General features: G+C 36.8%; 17 protein-coding genes. 8 read left to right on the top strand and 9 right to left on the bottom strand.

The window, feature by feature from the left end:
- Positions 1 to 20: 20 nt before the first annotated feature.
- On the top strand, positions 21 to 2,450 hold the full coding sequence (locus tag DDF69_RS01735) for a TonB-dependent receptor (protein ID WP_114819508.1): 2,430 nt from the start codon (positions 21 to 23) through the stop codon (positions 2,448 to 2,450).
- A gap of 373 nt (positions 2,451 to 2,823) precedes the next feature.
- On the opposite strand, the gene DDF69_RS01730 is transcribed toward DDF69_RS01735, so the two are convergent.
- Positions 2,824 to 3,462 carry an MBL fold metallo-hydrolase gene (locus tag DDF69_RS01730; protein ID WP_114819507.1) on the bottom strand — a complete coding sequence of 213 codons (639 nt, stop codon included), beginning with the start codon at positions 3,460 to 3,462 and terminating at the stop codon, positions 2,824 to 2,826.
- Positions 3,463 to 3,532: 70 nt separating this feature from the next.
- Between DDF69_RS01730 and DDF69_RS01725 the strand changes: the two genes are divergently transcribed.
- Together DDF69_RS01725 and DDF69_RS01720 are read left to right on the top strand one after the other, a co-directional pair.
- A complete protein-coding gene (locus DDF69_RS01725) occupies positions 3,533 to 4,753 on the top strand; it encodes a DUF5103 domain-containing protein (RefSeq protein WP_114819267.1) in 1,221 nt (406 codons plus the stop codon).
- A gap of 353 nt (positions 4,754 to 5,106) precedes the next feature.
- Entirely contained in the window at positions 5,107 to 7,059 is a 1,953-nt protein-coding gene (locus tag DDF69_RS01720; protein WP_114819266.1) for a M4 family metallopeptidase, read from the top strand.
- A gap of 81 nt (positions 7,060 to 7,140) precedes the next feature.
- Here DDF69_RS01720 and hemH read toward each other — a convergent pair whose 3' ends face one another.
- The 3 genes from hemH to DDF69_RS01705 are packed head-to-tail and all read right to left on the bottom strand — an operon-like array spanning position 7,141 to position 9,601.
- Positions 7,141 to 8,169 carry a ferrochelatase gene (hemH, locus tag DDF69_RS01715; RefSeq protein ID WP_114819265.1) on the bottom strand — a complete coding sequence of 343 codons (1,029 nt, stop codon included), beginning with the start codon at positions 8,167 to 8,169 and terminating at the stop codon, positions 7,141 to 7,143.
- A gap of 15 nt (positions 8,170 to 8,184) precedes the next feature.
- Positions 8,185 to 8,712, bottom strand: a complete 528-nt coding sequence (locus DDF69_RS01710; protein ID WP_114819264.1) for an NADPH-dependent FMN reductase — start codon at positions 8,710 to 8,712, stop codon at positions 8,185 to 8,187.
- Between the two features lie 10 nt (positions 8,713 to 8,722).
- Positions 8,723 to 9,601, bottom strand: coding sequence for a NifU family protein (locus tag DDF69_RS01705; RefSeq protein ID WP_114819263.1), 879 nt, complete (start codon positions 9,599 to 9,601; stop codon positions 8,723 to 8,725).
- A 162-nt stretch (positions 9,602 to 9,763) separates the two neighbouring features.
- Here DDF69_RS01705 and DDF69_RS01700 point away from each other — a divergent pair, with 162 nt between their 5' ends.
- A complete protein-coding gene (locus tag DDF69_RS01700) occupies positions 9,764 to 10,300 on the top strand; it encodes a gamma carbonic anhydrase family protein (protein WP_034694954.1) in 537 nt (178 codons plus the stop codon).
- Between the two features lie 167 nt (positions 10,301 to 10,467).
- Here the strand turns inward: DDF69_RS01700 and DDF69_RS01695 are convergent, their stop codons facing one another.
- Positions 10,468 to 10,920, bottom strand: coding sequence for a hypothetical protein (locus DDF69_RS01695; RefSeq protein WP_114819262.1), 453 nt, complete (start codon positions 10,918 to 10,920; stop codon positions 10,468 to 10,470).
- Positions 10,921 to 11,002: 82 nt separating this feature from the next.
- Between DDF69_RS01695 and DDF69_RS01690 the strand changes: the two genes are divergently transcribed.
- Complete coding sequence (locus DDF69_RS01690; RefSeq protein ID WP_114819261.1) at positions 11,003 to 13,129, top strand: helix-turn-helix domain-containing protein; 2,127 nt, start codon at positions 11,003 to 11,005, stop codon at positions 13,127 to 13,129.
- A 36-nt stretch (positions 13,130 to 13,165) separates the two neighbouring features.
- Here the strand turns inward: DDF69_RS01690 and DDF69_RS01685 are convergent, their stop codons facing one another.
- Positions 13,166 to 14,014 carry a M12 family metallopeptidase gene (locus DDF69_RS01685; RefSeq protein ID WP_114819260.1) on the bottom strand — a complete coding sequence of 283 codons (849 nt, stop codon included), beginning with the start codon at positions 14,012 to 14,014 and terminating at the stop codon, positions 13,166 to 13,168.
- A gap of 262 nt (positions 14,015 to 14,276) precedes the next feature.
- Between DDF69_RS01685 and DDF69_RS01680 the strand changes: the two genes are divergently transcribed.
- From DDF69_RS01680 to DDF69_RS01670, 3 genes are all read left to right on the top strand, one after another.
- On the top strand, positions 14,277 to 15,281 hold the full coding sequence (locus DDF69_RS01680; protein WP_114819259.1) for an LLM class flavin-dependent oxidoreductase: 1,005 nt from the start codon (positions 14,277 to 14,279) through the stop codon (positions 15,279 to 15,281).
- A gap of 68 nt (positions 15,282 to 15,349) precedes the next feature.
- On the top strand, positions 15,350 to 16,471 hold the full coding sequence (gene ribB / locus DDF69_RS01675; protein WP_034694964.1) for a 3,4-dihydroxy-2-butanone-4-phosphate synthase: 1,122 nt from the start codon (positions 15,350 to 15,352) through the stop codon (positions 16,469 to 16,471).
- A gap of 103 nt (positions 16,472 to 16,574) precedes the next feature.
- Positions 16,575 to 17,156 carry a Crp/Fnr family transcriptional regulator gene (locus DDF69_RS01670; RefSeq protein WP_114819258.1) on the top strand — a complete coding sequence of 194 codons (582 nt, stop codon included), beginning with the start codon at positions 16,575 to 16,577 and terminating at the stop codon, positions 17,154 to 17,156.
- 78 nt (positions 17,157 to 17,234) lie between these two features.
- Here DDF69_RS01670 and fmt read toward each other — a convergent pair whose 3' ends face one another.
- The 3 genes from fmt to DDF69_RS01655 all read right to left on the bottom strand — a co-directional run.
- The gene (gene fmt / locus DDF69_RS01665; RefSeq protein ID WP_114819257.1) at positions 17,235 to 18,182 is read right to left on the bottom strand and encodes a methionyl-tRNA formyltransferase; all 948 of its coding nucleotides are present in this window, start codon (positions 18,180 to 18,182) and stop codon (positions 17,235 to 17,237) included.
- A 206-nt stretch (positions 18,183 to 18,388) separates the two neighbouring features.
- Positions 18,389 to 20,296 carry an ATP-dependent DNA helicase RecQ gene (locus DDF69_RS01660; protein ID WP_114819256.1) on the bottom strand — a complete coding sequence of 636 codons (1,908 nt, stop codon included), beginning with the start codon at positions 20,294 to 20,296 and terminating at the stop codon, positions 18,389 to 18,391.
- Between the two features lie 78 nt (positions 20,297 to 20,374).
- Positions 20,375 to 21,814 (bottom strand): OmpA family protein (locus tag DDF69_RS01655; RefSeq protein WP_114819255.1); only part of this gene is annotated, 1,440 nt, incomplete at its 5' end.

Genomic DNA, 21,814 nt, shown 5'->3' with positions numbered 1-21,814 from the left:
TAACAATAAAAAATATGGCTATGAAAAAAAAATCAATCTTTTTAATCGCCGCAACAGCTACGTTATATTTTAATAATGCTTATGCCCAGGAAACACCGCAGGATTCTGCAAAAGTTTCTTCCATCGATCAGATTGTCATAACAGGAAACTCAAATCCAAAGAAAAAAATAGAATCCAGTACAGCGATTTCCACATTTAGTTCCAAAGAAATTCAGAAACAGAACCCGATCAGTGCGGCTGCTTTATTGCAAAGAGTTCCGGGATTTGCGGTGGAAACTTCAGGAGGTGAGGTAGGAAATAACCTTTTTGCAAGAGGAATTCCTTCTGCAGGAGCTTATGAATTTGTACAGGTACAGGAAGATGGCCTTCCGGTTTTTGAAGACGGAGCACTTCAGTTTGCTAACGCTGACAACTTTTTCCGTGTAGACAATTCTGTCAACCGTATGGAGGCGTTGAGAGGAGGTTCAGGTTCTATTTTTGCAACCAATTCTCCCGGAGGGTTGATCAACTTTATTACCAGAGAAGGAACCAATGATTTCAGAGGTACAGCAAAGCTGGAAACAAGTACTTATGGATTGATGCGTACTGATGTTAATGTAGGAGGCGCATTGGTTCAGGATAAATTGTTTTTCAATGTCGGTGGTTTTTACAGAACAGATGACGGGATAAGAAAAACAGGTTTCAAAGCCAATAATGGAGGGCAGATCAGAATGAATCTGAAATATGTTTTTGATAAAGGCTATGTAAAAGTATATTATAAAAAACTGGACGACAGAAATACATTCTTCCTTCCCATTCCTTTGATCCAGAATGGAAACAAGCTTAAAGGATTCCAGGGCTTTGATCCTAATTACGGAACATACAGCTACAGAGCCATCAGTCAGCTGAATATTCCTCAGGCGGGAGGTGGATTTTTCAACAGAAATCTTGAAGATGGTATCCACCCGAAAGTGGATGTATTAGGGGCTGAGTTTAAATATGATCTTGGAAATAATTTCACGGTTTTAAACAAAACCAGATACACCAATATCAATATGAATTATACGGGCATTTTCCCGGCCGGCGGACCGCAGACGGCAGCCGATTTTGCTAAGAGTAACGGAATTACCGGAAATAACTATCAGTACTCATTGGTAGGCAGTGGAGGTGTTGTTGATCCTCAATATGTACAAAAGCTTGGCTTCTGGGCAATCGACAAGCAGATGAATAATTTTGTGAACGATTTACAATTCAACTATAAATTTGATAAAGGAAATGTTACCGCAGGTTTCTATAAATCCAACTGGAAATCACACCAATACTGGAACTGGAGTAATATTCTGACTACAGCAACAGACAGACCCGAACTACTGAATCTGGTAGATACTTCTTTAAGTCCTTCAGATATTGGATATTCCAAAACATATAACGGAGTAACCAATATGACGTTCTTACAGAGAGATACCCAGACTCAGGGAAGTTTGAATGATCTGTATGTGAACTTAGATTATAACATTACCGATGCTTTAAGCGTAAATGGAGGGCTTCGTTACAGCCATGATTATTACAAAGGAAATTTTGTCAATACAACAACTGCCAATTTAAATAATTCAGGCTTAACCACTGATGGAACTTATGGTTTCAACACGACTACTGCTGATGATAATATGAGTGTATTAGGAAACAAATACACCTACTGGAACTTTAATGTGGATAAAGTATCTTTTACATTAGCTGCGAATTATAAAATCAATAGAGAAAATGCGGTGTATGCCCGTTTCTCCAATGGTTTCAGATCTCCGAATGAAGAAGCTTATTACAATTATTTCTCCAACCCGACTCCTGATAAACCATTAAAATCAGTTACAACGAACCAATTGGAGGTAGGATATAAATATTACTCGCGTACTTTTGATGTAGCAGTAATTCCATTCTATTCTACATTAAAGAACCTGTCATTTACAGATATCTTCTCGGATGGAAAGTCTGAAAATACTTTTGCCAATACAGAAAATTATGGAGTTGAAGTGGAAGGTTTCGCCCGCTTATTCAATAATATCTTGGAAGTTACCTTTAATGGAACCATTCAGAGTCCGAAATATAAAAACCTTGAAGCCGGAAGTGTACTTGAAGGAAATGTGGTAAGAAGAATGCCGAAGTTTTATTTTAATATCTCACCGGCTGTGAATATTACCAAGTCATGGAGAGCCTATGTAAGTATGAATTACTATGGAAAACGTTTCCAGGATGAGAAAAATGTACAGACGTTGCCATCTTTCACAGAATTTGGAGCGGGAATGTCTTACCAGTTAGGGAGAATACGTTTTGCCGTTGACGGTACCAATATCTTTAACACCATTGGGATTACAGAAGGCGATCCAAGAGCAGGATCACCTAATGGAGACGGAATTATCATGGCCAGACCTATTATGGGAGCGGCTGCCAGAGCCTCAATCACCCTGGATTTCTAAACTCTATTTCTTTATAACAGCAAAACCGTCAGAATTTCTGGCGGTTTTGTATTTTTTATTATTACGTTTCGATAAAAAGTATAAATACATTGAGAATGTCAATATTTGCGGGGTGAATTAACAGGTCGCTCCTCCGGAGCTTTATTTTACGGCGATTTTATTTTTTCTACTAACAGTAGATCCCGATGGGATCAAATTTAGCTCCAATAGGAGCTAACTGTTAATAGAACGTATTGGTTTTAAAATTATAGCTCCGGAGGAGCGACCTGTTAATTATGTTTAAATTTTATCGAACAAGAATACTTTTTATATAAAGTATCAGATCTGAGGTTGATTCAAGATATTTATATGACTCTCAAACCCTCCGACTCTTTTACTTCAAAAACGGATTATACTGTTTCTCAAAACCAATCGATGTAGGATTTCCATGCCCTGAGAAAACCTGAGTATCATTATCCAGAATGAAAAGTTTTGATTTAATACCCTCAATCAGCTGATCATAATTTCCTTTATACAGATCTGTTCTTCCGATACTTCCTTCAAAAAGAACGTCACCGGAAATCATGAATTTCTGATTGTCATTATGATAAACAACACTTCCCGGAGAATGTCCCGGAACATGATATATTTTGAACTTTTCTCCATCCAGATCAAGTTCATCGCCTTCTTTCACATACTCTACATTCACTTTTACTGGATTGATCTGCATTCCGAATCTCATCCCGCTTGCCTGAAGCATATCCAGAACTTCCTGGTCTTCCTGATGCATATTCACAGGAACATTGAATTTGTCAAAAGCCCACTGAAGTCCCAATACATGATCAATATGAGCGTGGGTCAATAGAATTTTCTGAATTTTCAGCCCTTTTTCAGCAATGAAGTTTTCAATAGCCTGAGTTTCCTGAGCATTCATATTTCCCGGATCAATTAACCAGGCGTTTTTATTTTCGTTATAAAGGATATAAGTATTTTCACTCGCAAAGTTGAATACGAAACCTTGAATCTGAAGCATATCTGAATATTTTTTATTCAAAAATACGATATTATTAAGAAAATGGCTATTTTTCGTTATCTTCGTCATAATGAAAACTTTGCGAATACTCTTACTTTCTTTGAGCGGACTGGTTTTTGGACAAAATATCCAAAGTGTTCAGCTGTTCAATCCTCAGACCAATGATGAAACCCCTGTAATTAAGATAGGTGAACAGCTGGTTCTGGGCTTTGATGATCTTACCAACGGCAGCCAGATCTATAGGTATACCTTCAAACATTACGACAGAAACTGGAATGAAGATAATCTGTTTTTTACAGAATTTGCTACCGGAAGTATGAATGCTCTTCTGGATCAGTTTCAATATTCTTTCAATACACTACAAGCCTACACTCACTATAAACTGGTTTTTCCGAATGATAAAATCCAGCTGAAAGTTTCAGGGAATTATGAGCTGATTGTCTACAAAGATTCGGCAGACCAACCTTTGTTCAAAAAGAGATTTTATCTGGTAGAAGATGTAACGTCTGTGGGGTTAAATATTTCAAGATTTGCGGATGCAAAAAATCCCAACGTTAATCAGAGGGTGGAAGTGAATGTTTCTCCGAAAGGAGGAGATATTTCTTCCAATGTTAATTCAATCACGATGAATGTGATGCAGAATAACAACCCGAATATGGTGATTTCCAATCTTAAACCGAGCAGTGTTTTAGGAAATCAGGTATTGTTCCAGCAGATGAATCTTGTTTTTCCGGGAGATAATGAGTTTTATTATTTCGATAATAAAAATATGAATATGGCCGCAGATATGGTGCGTGCTACCGAAATAAAAGATGATGTGAACCAGACGTATCTTCATCCGGTATGGGCGTTTCCTTTAAACTATCAGTATCAGCCCGATGTGAATGGAGCATGGTATTACAGAAGAAATGATCTGGGTAGAGAAAGAGATGCTGAAAGAGAAGCTGACTATTCATGGGTACATTTCTACCTGGATTCCGATCCTGTGGATAAAGAAATTTATGTACTGGGAGGATTTAATAATTTTAAACCCAGCAAAGAAAATCAGATGCAGTATGATGCATCTGCCAAACAATATGTAGCGAAAATATTCCTGAAACAAGGGTTTTATAACTATGTTTTAGCAACAAAAGAAGGAAATGGTTCCCTGAACTTTGGGGAAGTAAATGGTAATTTCTGGCAGACAGAAAATCTTTATCAGGCATTTCTTTATTATGCACCATTTGGAAGAAATTATGATGGGTTGATGGGATATGGAGAATTCAGAACACCGATTGCCAATAAACGGTAAGTAATTATAATTTAAAATATACATATAAAATAGGGCTGTCTCTTAAGATAGTCCTATTTTTTTGCTCGTATTGGAAATAATTAATCACTCAAATCTTAGATTACTATTAATTTTCTACAATATAATGCACTGCATAGTGAAAAAAAATAATTCACAAAATTTTGATTTTAATTAAATATTTTAACATAAAATTCACATTGTTGAAAAATTATATTTAAATAATTTTCTTTTTTTTAAAATCATTATTGTGTTTTATTTATTGATTTATAATATCAATTGAATTTTATTCATTGTTTTTGTTGTTTTATTGTGAAAAGTTTATAAATTCGTCACCGCAATCAACCAATATTAATATGAAAACGAAATTTATCTTAGTGGCAAGTGTTGCCGCCTGCTCCTTTGTGTTTGGACAAAACACTCCATCGAAATTAGTTCCGGGTAAAAGCGGACTCCATGCTGAATTTATGAGATTTGAAAAAAATGCACCTGCGTATCAGGGAACTCCTGTTTTATTTGACGAAGCTTCTCAGAGACTTTCTCCGGGACAAGCTCGTAAACTGGGGCTGGAAAAAGATGCATTAGGTTTTGAAACTCAAAGATTTCAACAGACCGTTAATGATATTCCCGTAGAATACGGAATGATGGCGGTACAGACAAAAGGCGGTAAAATTGTAGGACAATCAGGAAAATGGGTTGTTAAAATTCCGAAAGGGCTTGACAAAACTGCCAGTCTTGCTGAAAATGTTGCTTTACAGAGTGCTTTGTCATTTGTAGGCGCAGAATCCTATAAATGGAAAAATAAAGAAGAAGAAGATTTTCTTAAAAAAGAAACCGGCGATCCCAATGCAAGCTATGCTCCAAAAGGTGAACTGGTGTATTATTCAAATCCTGATGATGATAAACTGAATGATTTAAGGCTGGCCTATAAATTTGATATCTATGCCGAAAAACCATTAAGCAGACAATATGTTTTTGTAGATGCTAAAAATGGAAAAGTATTAGGAGTAGATGCTATCATTCACGAAGTGAACACACCAGGTACAGCCGTTACAGGATATAGCGGAACCCGCAGCATCACTGCAGATTCTTATAACGGAAGTTACCGTTTAAGAGAAACAGGAAGAAATGGAGGAACAGCAGTAGAAACTTACAACCTGAAAAAAGGAACCAGCTATGCTTCTGCGGTAGATTTTACCGATACAGACAATAACTGGAATAATGTCAATACCAATAAAGACCAATACGCTACCGATGCGCATTGGGGAGCAGAAATGACAGTGGATTATTTCTACACAAAATACGGACGTAAGAGTATTGATAACAATAACTTCGCTATTAAATCGTATGTTCATTATTCTACCAATTATTTTAATGCATTTTGGGATGGTTCAAGAATGACTTATGGGGATGGAAGTTCTACCACAAACGGTGGAAAACCTTTAACAGCCATAGATGTATGCGGCCACGAAATTACACACGGGCTAACTTCTAAAACAGCTAATCTTGCTTATCAGAGAGAATCCGGAGCTTTAAATGAAGGATTCTCAGATATCTTCGGAAATACCATTGAGCGTTGGGCAAGACCTACACAGGCAAGCTGGACATTGGGAGAAGATTTCAACTACGTGATCAGAAATATGGCGAATCCTAATGCATACAGCCAGCCGGATACTTATATGGGAACCTATTGGAAAACGACCACAACTTCAGGTTGTGTTACTCCAAGTCAATCTAATGATTATTGCGGGGTTCATACCAATTCAGGTGTCCTTAACTTCTGGTATTATCTGTTAGTTACAGGAGGTTCTGGTACGAATGACAAGGGCTTTGCTTATAATGTTTCTGGCATTGGACTGGATAAAGCGGGAGCAATTGCTTACAGAACATTAACGACTTATCTTACTTCTTCTTCTACGTATGCGAATGCGAGAACTTATTCTCTTCAGGCAGCAGCAGATTTGTATGGAGCAGGCAGTAATGAAGTAACTCAGGTTACCAATGCATGGAATGCTGTAGGTGTAGGAGGAGGAACTTCAGCAGCAGGAAAAACAGCAATAGCAGAAACACCGCTTTATACGATAAGCCCAAATCCAGCAACAGACAGATTTACCATCAACTTTGAAGGGAAAGCTGGAAAAGGAATTGTAGAACTGGTAAGTCTTACTGGTAAAAAAGAAATTTCTGAGAAAGTAGAAATAACTGACGGAGCCAATAAACTGAACATCCAACTGCCTTCCAATATTCTTCCGGGAGTATATATTGTATTGGTAAACGGAGAAAAAGCAGGAAACCTGATTAAAAAATAACCAAATCAAATCTTTAATATATTTAACGAAAAGACCGCAAGTGAATTCTTGCGGCCTTTTGTATATTTTGAGTAAAGTACATTATACTAAATAAAAATCATTCAGTTTTTCTTCACAAAGCGTTTTTACCACTTCAATCCATCGGTCTTCATCATTCAGACATGGAATATAATGGAAATTTTCACCACCACCATGCATGAACTGCTCTTTTCCTTCTACAGAAATTTCTTCCAGAGTCTCAAGACAGTCGGAAACGAATGCCGGACATACAACAGCCAGGTTTTTTATTCCCTTTTTGCCAATGGTCTCCAGAGTTTCGTCGGTATAAGGCTCAATCCACTTGTCTTTTCCTAATCTTGACTGGAAAGAAACAATCGTTTTCTCTTTAGGTAAATTCAATTTATCAATGACAAGCTGCGTTGTTTTATAACATTGGTGACGGTAGCAGAACTGATGACTTGGATTGTCCTCTCTGGAACAACAGTCATTAAGATTACAGGTCTTCGTAGGATCTGTCTTATAAATATGTCTTTCCGGAACACCATGGTAAGAGAACTGCAATGCATCGAAATTTTCAGGAAGCTTCTCTTTAATACTTTCCGCAAGACAGTTAATATAAATATCCCTGTTGTAGAAAGGCTGAATATAATTAATTTTTATACCGGGAAACTTCTTTTTTCTCACTTCTTCCGCCTTTTCAATCACGGTTTCCGTGGTACTCATCGCATATTGAGGATATAGTGGAAAAAGAACAATTTCAGTGACTCCCTGATCAACAAGTTTCTGGATACCAGCTTCAATGCTTGGTTGTGCATATCTCATCCCGATTTCCACAGGAACATCTACTACTTTCTGAAGCTTTTTCTGGATTTGTTCAGTAATAACGATCAGCGGAGAACCTTCATCCGTCCAAACCGTTTTATAGGCTTCAGCAGATTTTGCAGGTCTTGTTTTCAGGATAATTCCCTGTACAAGAAGGGCACGAAAGATCCAACGGTAATCAATCACCCTTTCATCCATCAGAAATTCATCAAGATATTCCTTTACGTCGTTTACAGCTGTTGATCTCGGTGATCCGAGGTTGACTAGTAAAATTCCTTTCTTATTCAATATTCTAAATTTTAATTATGAAACAGAACTTGTAAAATCTGTTACTAATTTTAATACTTTGGCAAAGGTATTACTTTCCAGTAAGCCATTGCCGTCAAATTTGCCTTTTATCCCTTTTATTAATGCCTGATGTTTATCATCTGTTACAGCTCCAAGAGTTTTTAAAATTAATAATAACTCTTCGTGACCTCTTTCTCCACTGGCAGAAGCGGTAATCACAGCAACTGGTTTTTCAGAAAATACCGTTGTGGAAACACACCACTCCAACAGATTTTTTACTCTTCCCGGGATACTGAAAATATATTCCGGTGTGGAAAATATTACCCCTGAAGCATTTTTAATATCTTCTCTGATTTTCAGAACTTCTTCAGGAGTATGATTATCCGTTAATGCTGTATCAAAATGGGGAAGGAAAGCCAGATCAGTATACATCTGACAGTCTGTATTGTCCATATTTTCCAGCACCTGTTCCATCAGTTTCTGATTGCTGGAATTTGCCGAAGCACTTCCAATGATCACCAAAATTTTCTTTCCGGGAGGCATTTTAACTGTTTTATCCGTTTACGGCTTCCACTCTTTCTACCAGGTCCGGAACGAATTGTTTTAAGATATTTTCAATTCCGTTTTTCAAAGTAGCAGTAGAGCTTGGGCAGCCAGAGCATGCACCCTGTAGAAGCATTTTTGCTGTTTTGCTTTCCTGATCATATTCCATCAGAGAAATTTTTCCACCATCATTTTCTACGGCAGGAGCTACATATTCATTTAAAATGTCAGAAATTTTCTGCTCATCTTCAGTATAATCTCTGTTGATAATTTTCTCAACTGGGTTTTCGTGTTTCTGAGGTTCGATTTTTGAAATTTCACCTCCGTTCTGGAGATATTCGGCGATAAGCGCACGAACAGTCATCATCACCTGGTGCCATTCTACAGAATTATCTCTTGTAACGGCTACAAAATTGTCTGAAATGAAAACTTCCGTAGCAAAATCAAACTCTTTAAAAATAGCCAGCGCCAAAGGAACTTCCTCAGCAGCTTCTTTCGATTTTACTTCTACAAAACCATCCATCAGCAGTTTGCTTGATACAAACTTCATTACATTCGGATTCGGAGTCATTTCAGCATAAATCTGATACATTTCTTTTTTCTTCTGAAGATAAATTCTCGGGTTGGCCAGTAATTCATCCTCAATTACATTTTTCAGACTTTCAGCTACATGTTCCCATTCTATGGTATCCTGTTTTGCCACAGCTACAAAATTAGCGGTAATGAAAACTCTTTCCACAAAAGGATAATTGAAAAGTTCCTGTGCCATAGGAATTTCCGAAATATCTGAATTTCTGTCCAGTTCTAAAGACCCTGGGATGAGATTGTAATCTGCTACAAATTTCATCACTTTTGGGTTTTCAGTTGGTTCTATAAGTACGGTACGCATTTTTTCGTTAAATTTGAGATACAAAAATACGCATTAGAAGTTAGAAGCTGAAAATTGAGAGTTAGATTTTTGCTATCACTGTAATTTAGAAGTTAGATATCAGAAAAGATAGTATATTTTAATTTTCAATTGGGCACATTTTCACATTTTCAAATTAATATTATGGCACTAATAAAACAGCTTTTAGGAAAAGCACCACAGATCGGAGAGAATACTTTTTTAGCAGAAACGGCAACTATTATTGGCGATGTTACAATGGGAAAAGACTGCAGTGTCTGGTATAATGCAGTGATCAGAGGTGATGTTCACTATATCAAGATGGGTGACAAGGTGAATGTTCAGGATAATGCAATGCTGCACTGTACGTATCAGAAATATCCTTTGAATATAGGGAACAATGTTTCTATAGGACATAATGCCATTGTTCATGGATGTACCATTAAAGACAATGTACTGATCGGGATGGGAGCTATTGTGATGGACGACTGTCTGGTAGAAGAAAACTCCATTGTAGGAGCAGGTTCTGTAGTGACTCAGGGAACTCACATTAAATCCGGAGAAGTCTGGGGAGGAGTTCCTGCAAGAAAAATCAAAGATATCAATGCCCAGTTACTGGAAGGAGAAGTGAACAGAATTGCAGATAACTATGTGAAATATTCATCATGGTATAAGGAGAATGTGAAGGATCATCAATTTTAGGAGGTCAAGTGAATAGTCAATTCGCTGCGCTTGTCAATTATTTTGCGATCAGAATTCACTATTCACTTGCGAAGCAAAATTCACTTATTGATCTAGTTAAAATAAATATAAAAGCTCTGTTCTGAAACAGAGCTTTTTCGATTTGATATAGAACCTTTGCTTTATTGTTAATTATTATCCGGCGTGATAAGTCTGATCTTACCATTGACACATTTGAGTGATGTAGGCGGCTCGATCATCATACAGTCAGACGTAATATTATACTTTTCATTAAAAGCTTTCACTTTATCCGTATACTCATTCACCCTTGGTAAGAAAGTCGCTTCTATTTTCTTGGGATAGGCAATGTATTGCTGAGGTCCGCCGCAGGCTTTTGATCCCATAGGAGCAAACGCCCAGTCGCTGGCATCCGTACATTTTTCTCCTGATACTTCAGATTCAATAGAAGCTTTTAATCTATCCAGCTGTGCCTGTTCATATTTCTGACTGTCTTCGTCAGCAGGCCTGTCAGCAATATCAATAGGAAGATTGGTATTGGCATTCTTTGATGTATTACACGAAACTAAAGTTAATGTAGTACACAATACTATTGCCGGGATATGAAAGAATAATTTTTTCACAATAAACTTTTTTCTTTTTAAGAATTTTCAAAACTTATGCCAAGGTAAGAAATTCAAATTCATTTCCGTATTTTTGACGAAGATGAATAATCATTTTTTTGACTTAATAGAATATACAAACAGAAGCGTTTTTTTAACCGGGAAAGCTGGAACAGGAAAGACGACATTTCTTAATGATTTTGTAAGGCGTACCAAGAAAAAGCATATTGTAGTGGCTCCCACGGGGATTGCTGCCATTAATGCAGGAGGAGTAACCATCCATTCCATGTTTGGACTGCCGCTAAGAACCTTTCTTCCTACTACAGAAAGGATAGATACCAGTTTGGCCAATAATATTGCCGATCTGATGCCTCATTTCAAATACCGTAAAGACAAACTGAAACTTCTGCGAGAAGTTGAAATCATTATCATTGATGAGGTTTCAATGCTGAGGGCTGATGTTCTGGATATGATGGATTTTTCTTTGAGATTCATCAGAAGGAATAACCAGAGATTTGGAGGGGTACAAATGTTTTTTATCGGGGATTTGTATCAGCTTCCTCCGGTAGTGAGGGATGAGCACATTTTGAAAATGTATTACAACTCGCCCTTCTTTTTTGACAGCCATGCCATTAAAGAAATTCCTATCGTCACCATTGAACTGACAAAAGTGTACAGGCAATCTGACGAAGAGTTTCTGGAAATTCTGAATGCGATCCGTGACGGCGATGTGGATAATATAGACTTTGATCATCTCAATGAAAGGTATGATCCTGACTTTGATATGGGAAAAGAGTCTTATGTATATCTGTGTTCTCACAACAAAATGGCAGACGAGATCAATCAGGAGAAACTGACAGAAATAAAAGTTGATCCTCAGGTGTATGAAGCTAAATTGGTCGGTGATTTCAAAGAAAACCAATTTCCGAATGAACAATTTTTAGAACTGAAAATTGGAGCGCAGATCATGTTTATCCGAAATGATATTTCTGGTGAAAAGAAATATTTTAACGGAAAACTGGGTGAAATCATTGGATTGGATGAAAATGAAATCCGTGTTGTACTGGATGAAAGTGAAAGAGAAATTGTTGTCAAAAGAGAAACCTGGGAACAGAAAAAATATTTCCTTGACACGGATAAAAATATCAAAGAGGAAGTGTTGGGAAGTTTCGAGCAGTTTCCCATCAAATTAGCATGGGCGGTTACGATTCATAAAAGTCAGGGATTAACGTTTGATAAAGTGATTATTGATGCCGGAAAGAGTTTTACTGCCGGTCAGGTCTATGTAGCTTTATCCCGTTGCAGAACATTGGAGGGAATTGTTTTAAAATCAAAAATTACTCCTGAAGTTATTTTTAAAGATAACAGGATTTTGCATTTCCACACAGATACGATTGCCAATGATCATGTTGAAGCGATCCTTAATCAGGAAAAATATGATTACAGCATCAGAAAAGTATTGCGAACATTAGACTGTACATGGTTTTTGAAAGAAGTGGAAGAGTGGAATAACCTTTCCATTGTTACCAAGAATATTGACCATGTTAAAACCAAGCAGCTTTATCTTCAGTTGAAGCATGAAGCGGTAAATCTTGGAAAAATATTTGAAAAACTGGAACGAATCATTTTTCAGAAGGTTAATAATTTTATTGAGCAGAAAGAAGAATGGTCCGAAATTGAGAGCAAATCAAAAGGCGCTGTTAATTTCTTCTTTACAGAAACCAGAAATAAAATTTTTGATCCTTTAAAAGAATTTTATGCCGAAATAAAAGGTGCAAAAGGCTTAAAACAATATAATGAAGAATTTAAAAGCTGGCTGGAAGACATTGAAGAATATCTGAACAGTCTCAGAGATATTCATTTGCTTGAAACGAAACTTTTAGATGAAAAAAATGACAAGGAAATCAATCTGAAAATTGCTAAAGTTCCGTCACAGGTTTTAACTTTCCAGCTGTTTGAACAGGGAAAAACGATCGGTGAAATTGCCTTGGAAAGAGGGCTGGTGAAAGAAACTGTTATTGGGCATCTTGCCAAATTTGCCGAACAGGGATTGCTGGACATCGCCAGAGTCATTACTTCGGATAAAATCAAAGCTTTTGAAGATGAATTCTATAAAAATCCACACGAAACTTTAACCGAGTGGAAGAATGCACTGCCAAGCCATTTTGAATTTAACGAAATCAGGATTTTAATTAATCATTATAATTATAAAAAAGAAAAGAACTCATAAGAGTTCTTTTTTTATGGATAGGAGATTCTTAAAAATTTAAGGATACATCGCATTGATGGTATTGATATCACCGGTAGTAAACCCGGTTCTGTTATAAGTAAAATTACTGTTATCAGCTCTGGTAATCGTTGGTAAGCCATTTTTAGAATAAGAGGTCGGCCAATACATCATCACCGAATTAATATTGAAAGGTCCGATGTCTGTTCCGGAATTATAAATATTGAAATTATAAGACTGTCCGTTTTGAATATTGTTCCACAGGATTTTTACATATTGATCTCGGTCTTTACGGGTATGTTCATGGTAAAGTCCCACAGTATGTCCCATTTCATGAATGACTGATCCTACAGAAATATATTGATCCAAAGAAACAGTCTGTTTTCCACCCTGATATCCGATATGCGCCCAGCCATCAGATCCTGATGAACTTCCGAAAATAAATTCCACATAATTAGACTGATTGGTGCGGTAGATCCACTGAGTATTGGTTTTATTATTATACTCGCTGATGGCAGAATTGATTTTATTGACATTGATGGAACCCATATTGCTGGCAATAGTATAATAAATTTTACCATTGGGCCATCTTGAATAGCTGGTACCGCCTTTATTAACTTCATTCCCTTCTGACAGTTGTTTGTCAGTAAGAACAATATCTCCCTGGAAAAAATTCATTCCGTTTTTTCTTTCATAGATAATTTCCTGGCCGTTCAATTGTCCTTTTTTTACATTGTCTGCGTTGAATGCATTGGTTTGAGCTTCAGAAGTAATTTCTTCATTGTTCTTACTGCAAGAGGAAAATGTAGCAGCAATAAGAAAACTCATAAAGACAGTTTTTCCTGTCAGCATCTGCTTATAAAACAGGCTGTTTGTTTTTTTGTTCATATTAAAGTTTTTAAAAATTTGGTATACGAATATAATGAATATGTCTCTTTTTATTGAATTATTTTTGTTAAAATATTATTTTTTACTAGTATTATTTAATTTAAATGTCGCATAGACAAAATCAAGTAAAAAAAAATTTTATTCCAATAGTTTTTCCCTGAACTGATCAATTGTTTTTATTAATTACAAAAAGTAACTAATGCAGTTTTTAAGTTTTAAATTTGTCTTGTTTTTCAGATTAAAGAAAAATTAACATCATAACATGAAAAATTTTGAAATTTCTGTTTTAGATCTTGCACCGGTAAAGCAAGATAAAAGCATTCATGATACTTTTCAGGACAGCTTATCACTAGCCAATCACGCTGAAAATTTAAATTATAAAAGATTCTGGCTGGCAGAACACCACAATATGGAAAGTATTGCAAGCTCTGCAACTTCTGTTTTAATAGGTTTCATCGCCAATGGAACAAAAACTATAAGAGTAGGCTCAGGAGGAATTATGCTTCCCAACCATAGCTCTCTTATCATTGCAGAACAATTCGGAACTTTAGAGTCTTTATTTCCGGGAAGAATTGACCTTGGATTAGGAAGAGCTCCGGGAACAGATGGGCTCACAGCTCAGGCTTTAGGAAGAAATCCTGCGATTATCAACGAACAGTTTCCAAGACAAATCCTCGAACTTCAAAGATATTTCTCAAAAGAAAATTCAGATGCGATGGTTCGTGCCATTCCGGGAGAAGGGCTGGATATTCCCCTTTATATTCTGGGATCAAGTACAGATAGTGCATGGCTGGCTGCTGAACTAGGTTTGCCCTATGCATTTGCAGGACATTTTGCTCCTGAACAGATGGAAATGGCTTTTAAAATTTACAGAGAACATTTCGAGCCGTCAAAATATTCGGACAAGCCTTATATCATTGCGTGTGTTAATGGGGTAGCGGCTGAAACTTCCGAGGAAGCTCATAAAATTTCTACCACTTTATTCCAGGCATTCATCAATATTGTAAGAAACGACAGAAAACCTTTTGCTCCACCCGTGGATGATATGGATGAAATCTGGTCGCCCATGGAAAAATCTATGGTTTTGCAGAAACTGAGATATACTTTTATCGGAGATCAGGCCGAAGTTCAGGAAAAGCTTAAAGATTTTCAGGAAAGGTTCCAGGTAGATGAACTGATGATTAATTCACATATTTACGACCATCAGAAAAGATTGAGATCTTACGAGATTTTCAGAGAGGCGGCAAACTCTTTATCCAAAGCGTAATAAACCATACATAATTAATTGGCAGATGCTTATTTTTATGAGTATCTTTGCACAAATAAAAAGTAAACATGTCCGATATTAAATTAAATACTATTCCAGAGGCTATTGAAGACCTTAAAAATGGTAAAATAATCATAGTAGTAGATGATGAAGACAGAGAGAATGAAGGTGATTTTCTATGCGCAGCAGAACTGACAACGCCGGAAATTATCAATTTTATGGCGCTTCACGGAAGAGGTCTGATCTGTATGCCGCTTCCTGAAAAAAGATGTGATGAGCTTGGTCTTGAAGTAATGGTAAGCAGAAGCAGCGATCCTAAAGAAACTGCTTTCACCGTATCGGTTGACCTTTTGGGTAACGGAACATCTACCGGAATTTCTGCAGGTGACAGAGCAAAAACTATTTTAGCATTGATGGATGAAAAATCCAAGCCTACAGACTTCATGAGACCTGGTCACATTTTCCCGCTTCGTGCAAGAAAAGGTGGAGTATTGAAAAGAGCCGGACATACTGAAGCTGCAATTGATCTTACACATTTAGCAGGTTTGAAAGAAGGAGGAGTAATCTGTGAGATCATGAATGAAGACGGAACAATGTCTCGTCTGCCTGAACTTCATGCTTTTGCTCAAAAGCATGATATGAAGATCGTTTCTATTGAAGATCTGATCCACTATCAGCTTAAAAAAGGAAATCTGGTAGAAAGACTTGAAGAGAAAAAAGTGAAAACGCACTACGGTGATTTTGATTTTTATGCTTTCAGAGAAACTTCTAACGACCAGATCCACTTTGCATTGACAAAAGGAGCTTGGACAGTAGATGAGCCTGTTTTGGTAAGAGTACAGTCTTCAGATTCTTATTTTGATGTATTGACAAGACTGAATAATGGTGAAAAGCCATTGCTGGAAAAAGTAACAGGGATGGTGAATGAAGCTGGAAAAGGAGCTATTATTTTTATCAACAACGTTTCCAATTCTGAAAATACATTGAGAAAACTTCAGCAGTTCCTGAACTATCAGGATGGTCAGGAGCAGCATCCTACCTTAGCGTACAATTACAGAGATTATGGAATTGGAACGCAGATCTTAAAGAATTTAGGAATCAACAAGTTTAAAGTAATCACTCAAAACCCTAATATCAAACCTCAGGTTGGAGGATATGATGTAGAGGTGACTGAGATGGTACAGCTATAGAAATTGAACGGTCAATAGTGAATTGTTTTCACAATAAATGACTGTTTGCAATACAAAATTATAAGGTTTAGGATTTTTCTAAACCTTTTTTTATTTTTAAACCATGACTGAGTCTTTAAAAAAACACATCCGGGGATATATTGATATTTCAGACGAAAAGCTGGAGAAATACTGCAGTGCCTTTAGTCTTCAGAAAATAAAGAAAAAAGAATTCCTCTTAAAAGAAGGAGAGATTTGTGAATTCGAAGGATTTGTGGTCAGTGGCTGCTTTAAAGTTTTTCATACCCATCATAATGCCGCCGAACAGATATTGTATTTCGGAATTGAAAACTGGTGGATCTCCGATATTGATAGTTTTGTCAACCGTATTCCTTCAAAGCTCAATATTCAGGCGCTGGAGGATAGTGAGATTCTTCTTATTCCCAAAAAGGAAAAAGAAAAATTGTATGCCGAAATGCCGGAGATTGAAAGATTAATGAGACTGAAGTTTCAACAATCTATTATAGCGTTGCAGCGTAGAATTATTGATAATTTAAGCAAACCTTCAGATGAACGTTATGTGGAATTTTTAAAAGATTATCCGCAGACAGCAAACCGCCTTACCAATATTCAGATTGCTGCCTATCTGGGAGTAACGCCTGAGTTTATCAGCCGAATCCGAAAGAAAATTGTCAGTAAAAGCTGATAGTAGTAAAATAAAAAGTCCCGAAAGTTTGTCTATAAATACTTTCGGGACTTTTCTATAGGAGATAAAGATCTATTGTTAGGCTAATGCAATTCCGTCAAAATTTCGGAAGCCATTCAGAAAATCTTTTACCATCATTCTTTTTTTACCTTCCAATTGAAGTTCCAAAGGATAGTAAATTCCGTCCTGGGTATAGATTTTAAATTCATTCTTAGAAATATCGAGACTTCCTGCTGGTTTTCCGTGATCAGAAAGTTCAAATTTACCTCCGAATATTTTTAATCCCTTTTCTTCGTTGTCAATCTTTAAAGTGGTGAAAGCTGCAGGATAAGGAGACATTCCCAGAATAAACTGATGAACGGTTTTTGAAGGCTGTTCCCAATTGATCCTCGTATCTTCCTTGAAAATTTTATAAGCATTTTTAGGATGCTCAACGTGTGGCTGAGGTTTTTCTTCAATAGCATTTTCAGCAAGACCGTCTAATGTTTTAACAACAAGTTCTGAACCCATTTCCATCAGTCTGTCGTGAAGACTTCCTGCATTTTCATCAGGTAAAATTTCCATTTCCTGCTGCAGAAGAATATTACCTTCATCTATTTTTTCATTGATAAAGAAGGTAGTTGCTCCGGATTTTTCTTCTCCGTTGATCACGGCGTAATTGATAGGGGCAGCACCTCTGTAATCTGGAAGTAATGAAGCATGAAGATTGAAAGTTCCCATTTTAGGCATTTCAAAAAGCACTTTAGGCATCATTCTGAATGCTACCACTACAAAAACATCAGCATCCAGTTTTCTAAGTTCTTCAAGAAACTCAGGGTTTCTCAATTTTTCCGGCTGAAAAACAGGAATATTATTTTCTTCTGCATAGATTTTTACCGGTGACTGGTGAATCTTCTGTCCACGTCCGCTTGCTTTATCAGCAACAGTTACAACACCTACTACCTGATGGTGAGATTGGTGGATGGCCTCCAAAGAGGTTTTTGCAAACTCAGGAGTTCCTAAAAAAACGACTTTCAATGATTTCATACTGCAAAGATAAGTTTTTGACACGAGAGTCGGAAGGTATTAGCGTGGGAGAGTAGGAGTGTTTTAGGGGGTGAGTTTGAGAGTAGTGGATTTAGGCAGGTTGAGGTCATAATGATGACATCATACTCTCTTTCTACACAATTTTTACCATTACTAATAATCCATTACCTATTACCTATTATCTATTACCCATTACTCATTACTCATTACTCATGATTAAGCGCATACGTCCTGAAGTTAAGCATTCTTACTTTTCCTGAATCCAGAAGGAAGATCAGATTTTCCAGGATATTTTCTTTGGAATGATAGCTGAGCTGGATAGACAGTTCTTCAATGGTGGCGGATTTTTTAGCTAATAAATTAATGATTTGCTGAGAAATATTTTTTCCGAAAATAGACTGCTTATTTTTTTCACAGACAGAACACTGACCACAATTTTTTGAATTTTTTTCACCAAAGTAAGCAAGAATTAGTTTCATTTTACAGTAGTCATTATTTTCTGCGTAAAACTTCATCTCTTCCCATTTCTGAATTTTATTTCTCTGAATATGTTCAAATAATTTCCAGTAAGCACTATTTACAGCTCTTTCATCACGGGGTTTCAGGAATTTAATACTGGCTAATGCCCCATCGATATATTCAAGATAATTCTTTTGCTGAAGTTCTTTCAACCGTTCTTTGATCAAAGGAGCACTGATATTGATTTTGTTGCTTACCTGTTGTTCACTGAACATTACTTTGTGGGTTGTAATTCCTGATATGCTGCGGAAAAGAAGTTCTATGAAATGAGCATCTTTTTGTGGAAGCTGGTCTATCTCATCAGCTTTGATAAAAAGCTCGAGTGAGGAAAGGCTTTTATAATCGTTGTAGTAAATAATTTCCTGGTTGTGCAGAAAATTGAGTACATTGTTGATCTTTGCTTTCGACAGTTTTGTGAAATTCTGTATACTGAGATTATTCAGCTGAAATGTTTTTTCCGGAAGTTCAAATTCTGCAACCTGAAAAATAGAGTACAGGTAGCTAACGATCTTCAAAAACTCAGCCTTGTTGGGAGTCTGATTTTTTAAAACCTGATCAAAATTCAATAGTTCCTGTTTGTTCCAAAGCATGAAGGCAAAACTGTCTTTTCCATCTCTTCCGGCTCTCCCGATTTCCTGATAATAGTTTTCCAGAGAGGCAGCAGGAGAGTAGTGGATGACAAATCGCACATTGTCTTTGTCGATACCCATTCCAAATGCATTGGTAGAAATAAGAACATGATTATCACTGTTATTCCAAAGATTTTGTCTTTCATTTTTTTCCCTGGTGGTAAGGCCTGCATGAAAATAATCTACATTTTTTACTTGGTTTTTCTTCAGAAATTCTGCCAGCAGTTCAGCTTCTTTTCTTGTTCTTACGTAGACAATTCCCGAATCATTGCTGTATTTTAAAATATCAAAAACACGTTGGAATTTGTCAGAAACTTCATCGGTAAAAATTTTAATATTTTCTCTTTTGAAACTCTTTTGAAAAACAAAAGGATTTTTCAGCTCCAGTTTATTTTTGATTTCTTCAAGCACTTTTGGGGTCGCTGTTGCAGTCAGAGCAAGACAAGGAATTTCAGGATTATTGCTTCTGAATCCTTTTATATTCTGGTAACTGGGTCTGAAATCCTGCCCCCATTCCGAAATACAGTGAGCTTCATCCACAGCAATGAAGGATAATTGAATTTCCTCCATATTTTGAATAAACTGACTATTGGTAAGTCTTTCAGGAGAAACATAGAGTAGTTTGGTAATCCCTTCTTTACAACGGTCATAAACTGCTTCCGCATCATATTCATCCAGTTCGGAGGACAGATATTCTGCTTCTATCCCACGCGATTTAAGCTGATTAACCTGATCTTTCATCAGTGCCAGCAAAGGAGAGACCACAAGGCAGGTTCCTTCTTTCAATAAGGCGGGGAGTTGATAGCATAAAGATTTTCCTGCTCCTGTGGGTAGCAGAACCAGGGTATCTTTTTCGTTGATGACAGCATTGATAATTTCTTCCTGAGAATCTCTGAAGTCGGTATAACCCCAGAAATACTTAAGAGTATCATATTTTAGCTTTTGAAAATCCTGCGGAGAAATCATGTTGTAAAAATAAGGAAAGAATTAGGACAAAAAAAGTCACGCAGGGCGTGACTTTTATATGATGTATCAATATATTTATTATTTAGCTTCGAAGTATACTCTTCTATTGGCTCTGTTTTTCCATTCAGGGCACTTCGTTGCTGGTTCACATTCAGGATATTTAAGGTCTTTTTCACCTTTTCCTATTGCCTGTAGTTTACCTGTCTGAACTCCGTTTTTGATCAGATAGTTCTTAACGTTGTTTGCTCTTCTTTCTGATAGTTTTTGGTTGTAAGCATCCGTACCTCTTGTATCCGTAGCTCCGATTACATTATAAGAACCAGTTGAAGAATTGATGTAGTTTACAGCATTATTTAAGATCGGAGTATTGGATGGTAAAATTCTGTCAGAATTTAAATCAAACTCAATTCCCTCCAACTTAGTTTCTGTTTCTACTACAGGTCCTGTTGTAGCTACAGGGCATCCGTTATTTTCAACAGGTCCTGGAACGGTTACACACTTATCGTAAAGGTCAATTACACCATCTAAGTCTGTATCAAGCGCAACTCCGGCACCATCCACTCTTGCACCTGCAGGAGTATCAAGCTGTCTGTCCCAATCGTCACATACGCCATCGTTATCAGCATCTCCTTTTTTACATACTTCGATATCCTGGTTTTTATTAGCCAATACATCCAGTTTGTAATAGATTTCCTGAAGCGGGTCATGCCACATTAAATGAGATTCATGTTTTCCAAGTTTAACAGAAAGACCTAAAGTAGCATTGAAGAAGTTGTCGGAAACCTGCTCAGAACGCTTATTGATAGCGCTGTATTTATCTCCTCCACCGTCAAATTCATCATCACCGGTTACCACATACATTAATCTACCTTCAATATCGATTCTTCTGTTCACTTTGAATTTAAGACCTGTACCAGCCTGGAAGAACATAGAACCTAATTGGAAAGGTTTGATTTCAGTCATTAATGTCTGCTTGTTACTTCCATCTTTTTGATAAGCTCTGTACGCAATGGTACCGATACCTGCATATCCGTGAAGTGCCCATCTGTAAGGAGAGTGGTTATCCACTCTTCTTAAAAGGTTTGAGAAGTTAATATCTCCTAAGATAGAGATTGCGTCATACTGAGTTCTTGCTCCTACTGCTGATGCATCTGGTGCTGCATTTTTAGTATTGAACCATCCTTGTCTGGTTTCACCTCTGTCATACTGTAAATTGATCCCAAAAGCATGAGTAATAGCTTTATCAATACTTACATACGCTGAATATCCAAAAAGGTTTTTACCATTACCATTTTTGATCGAGGTTAAATCTGCTGACTGAAGAAGTGGAACACCTGCTCCTACGGAAATAGACCAATCGTTAAATCTTTTAGATTGATTGGTGAATGGGGAAACATTAGCAGATCCCGAAGAAAATGTATTAGGATACTCTCCTTTTGAAACTGCCGTTGAGTCTTGTGCATAAGTGGCAGAAGGAATTGCCAAAGCTAATGCAACAATTGCTAAACTTAATTTCAT

The organism is Chryseobacterium sp. KLBC 52 (assembly GCF_003347605.1).
In the GTDB taxonomy this organism is placed as follows: Bacteria; Bacteroidota; Bacteroidia; order Flavobacteriales; family Weeksellaceae; genus Chryseobacterium.
This window is presented reverse-complemented; position numbering and strand designations above follow the sequence as displayed.

Bases quoted from the DNA above. Each gene is read 5' to 3' on its own strand.
- ribB (WP_034694964.1), top strand. From the start codon at position 15,350: ATGTCCGATATTAAATTAAATACTATTCCAGAGGCTATTGAAGACCTT.
- DDF69_RS01660 (WP_114819256.1), bottom strand. From the start codon at position 20,296: ATGATTTCTCCGCAGGATTTTCAAAAGCTAAAATATGATACTCTTAAG.
- DDF69_RS01685 (WP_114819260.1), bottom strand. From the start codon at position 14,014: ATGAACAAAAAAACAAACAGCCTGTTTTATAAGCAGATGCTGACAGGA.
- DDF69_RS01690 (WP_114819261.1), top strand. From the start codon at position 11,003: ATGAATAATCATTTTTTTGACTTAATAGAATATACAAACAGAAGCGTT.
- DDF69_RS01680 (WP_114819259.1), top strand. From the start codon at position 14,277: ATGAAAAATTTTGAAATTTCTGTTTTAGATCTTGCACCGGTAAAGCAA.
- DDF69_RS01720 (WP_114819266.1), top strand. From the start codon at position 5,107: ATGAAAACGAAATTTATCTTAGTGGCAAGTGTTGCCGCCTGCTCCTTT.
- DDF69_RS01725 (WP_114819267.1), top strand. From the start codon at position 3,533: ATGAAAACTTTGCGAATACTCTTACTTTCTTTGAGCGGACTGGTTTTT.
- DDF69_RS01710 (WP_114819264.1), bottom strand. From the start codon at position 8,712: ATGCCTCCCGGAAAGAAAATTTTGGTGATCATTGGAAGTGCTTCGGCA.
- DDF69_RS01730 (WP_114819507.1), bottom strand. From the start codon at position 3,462: ATGCTTCAGATTCAAGGTTTCGTATTCAACTTTGCGAGTGAAAATACT.
- DDF69_RS01735 (WP_114819508.1), top strand. From the start codon at position 21: ATGAAAAAAAAATCAATCTTTTTAATCGCCGCAACAGCTACGTTATAT.
- DDF69_RS01705 (WP_114819263.1), bottom strand. From the start codon at position 9,601: ATGCGTACCGTACTTATAGAACCAACTGAAAACCCAAAAGTGATGAAA.
- fmt (WP_114819257.1), bottom strand. From the start codon at position 18,182: ATGAAATCATTGAAAGTCGTTTTTTTAGGAACTCCTGAGTTTGCAAAA.
- DDF69_RS01700 (WP_034694954.1), top strand. From the start codon at position 9,764: ATGGCACTAATAAAACAGCTTTTAGGAAAAGCACCACAGATCGGAGAG.
- DDF69_RS01670 (WP_114819258.1), top strand. From the start codon at position 16,575: ATGACTGAGTCTTTAAAAAAACACATCCGGGGATATATTGATATTTCA.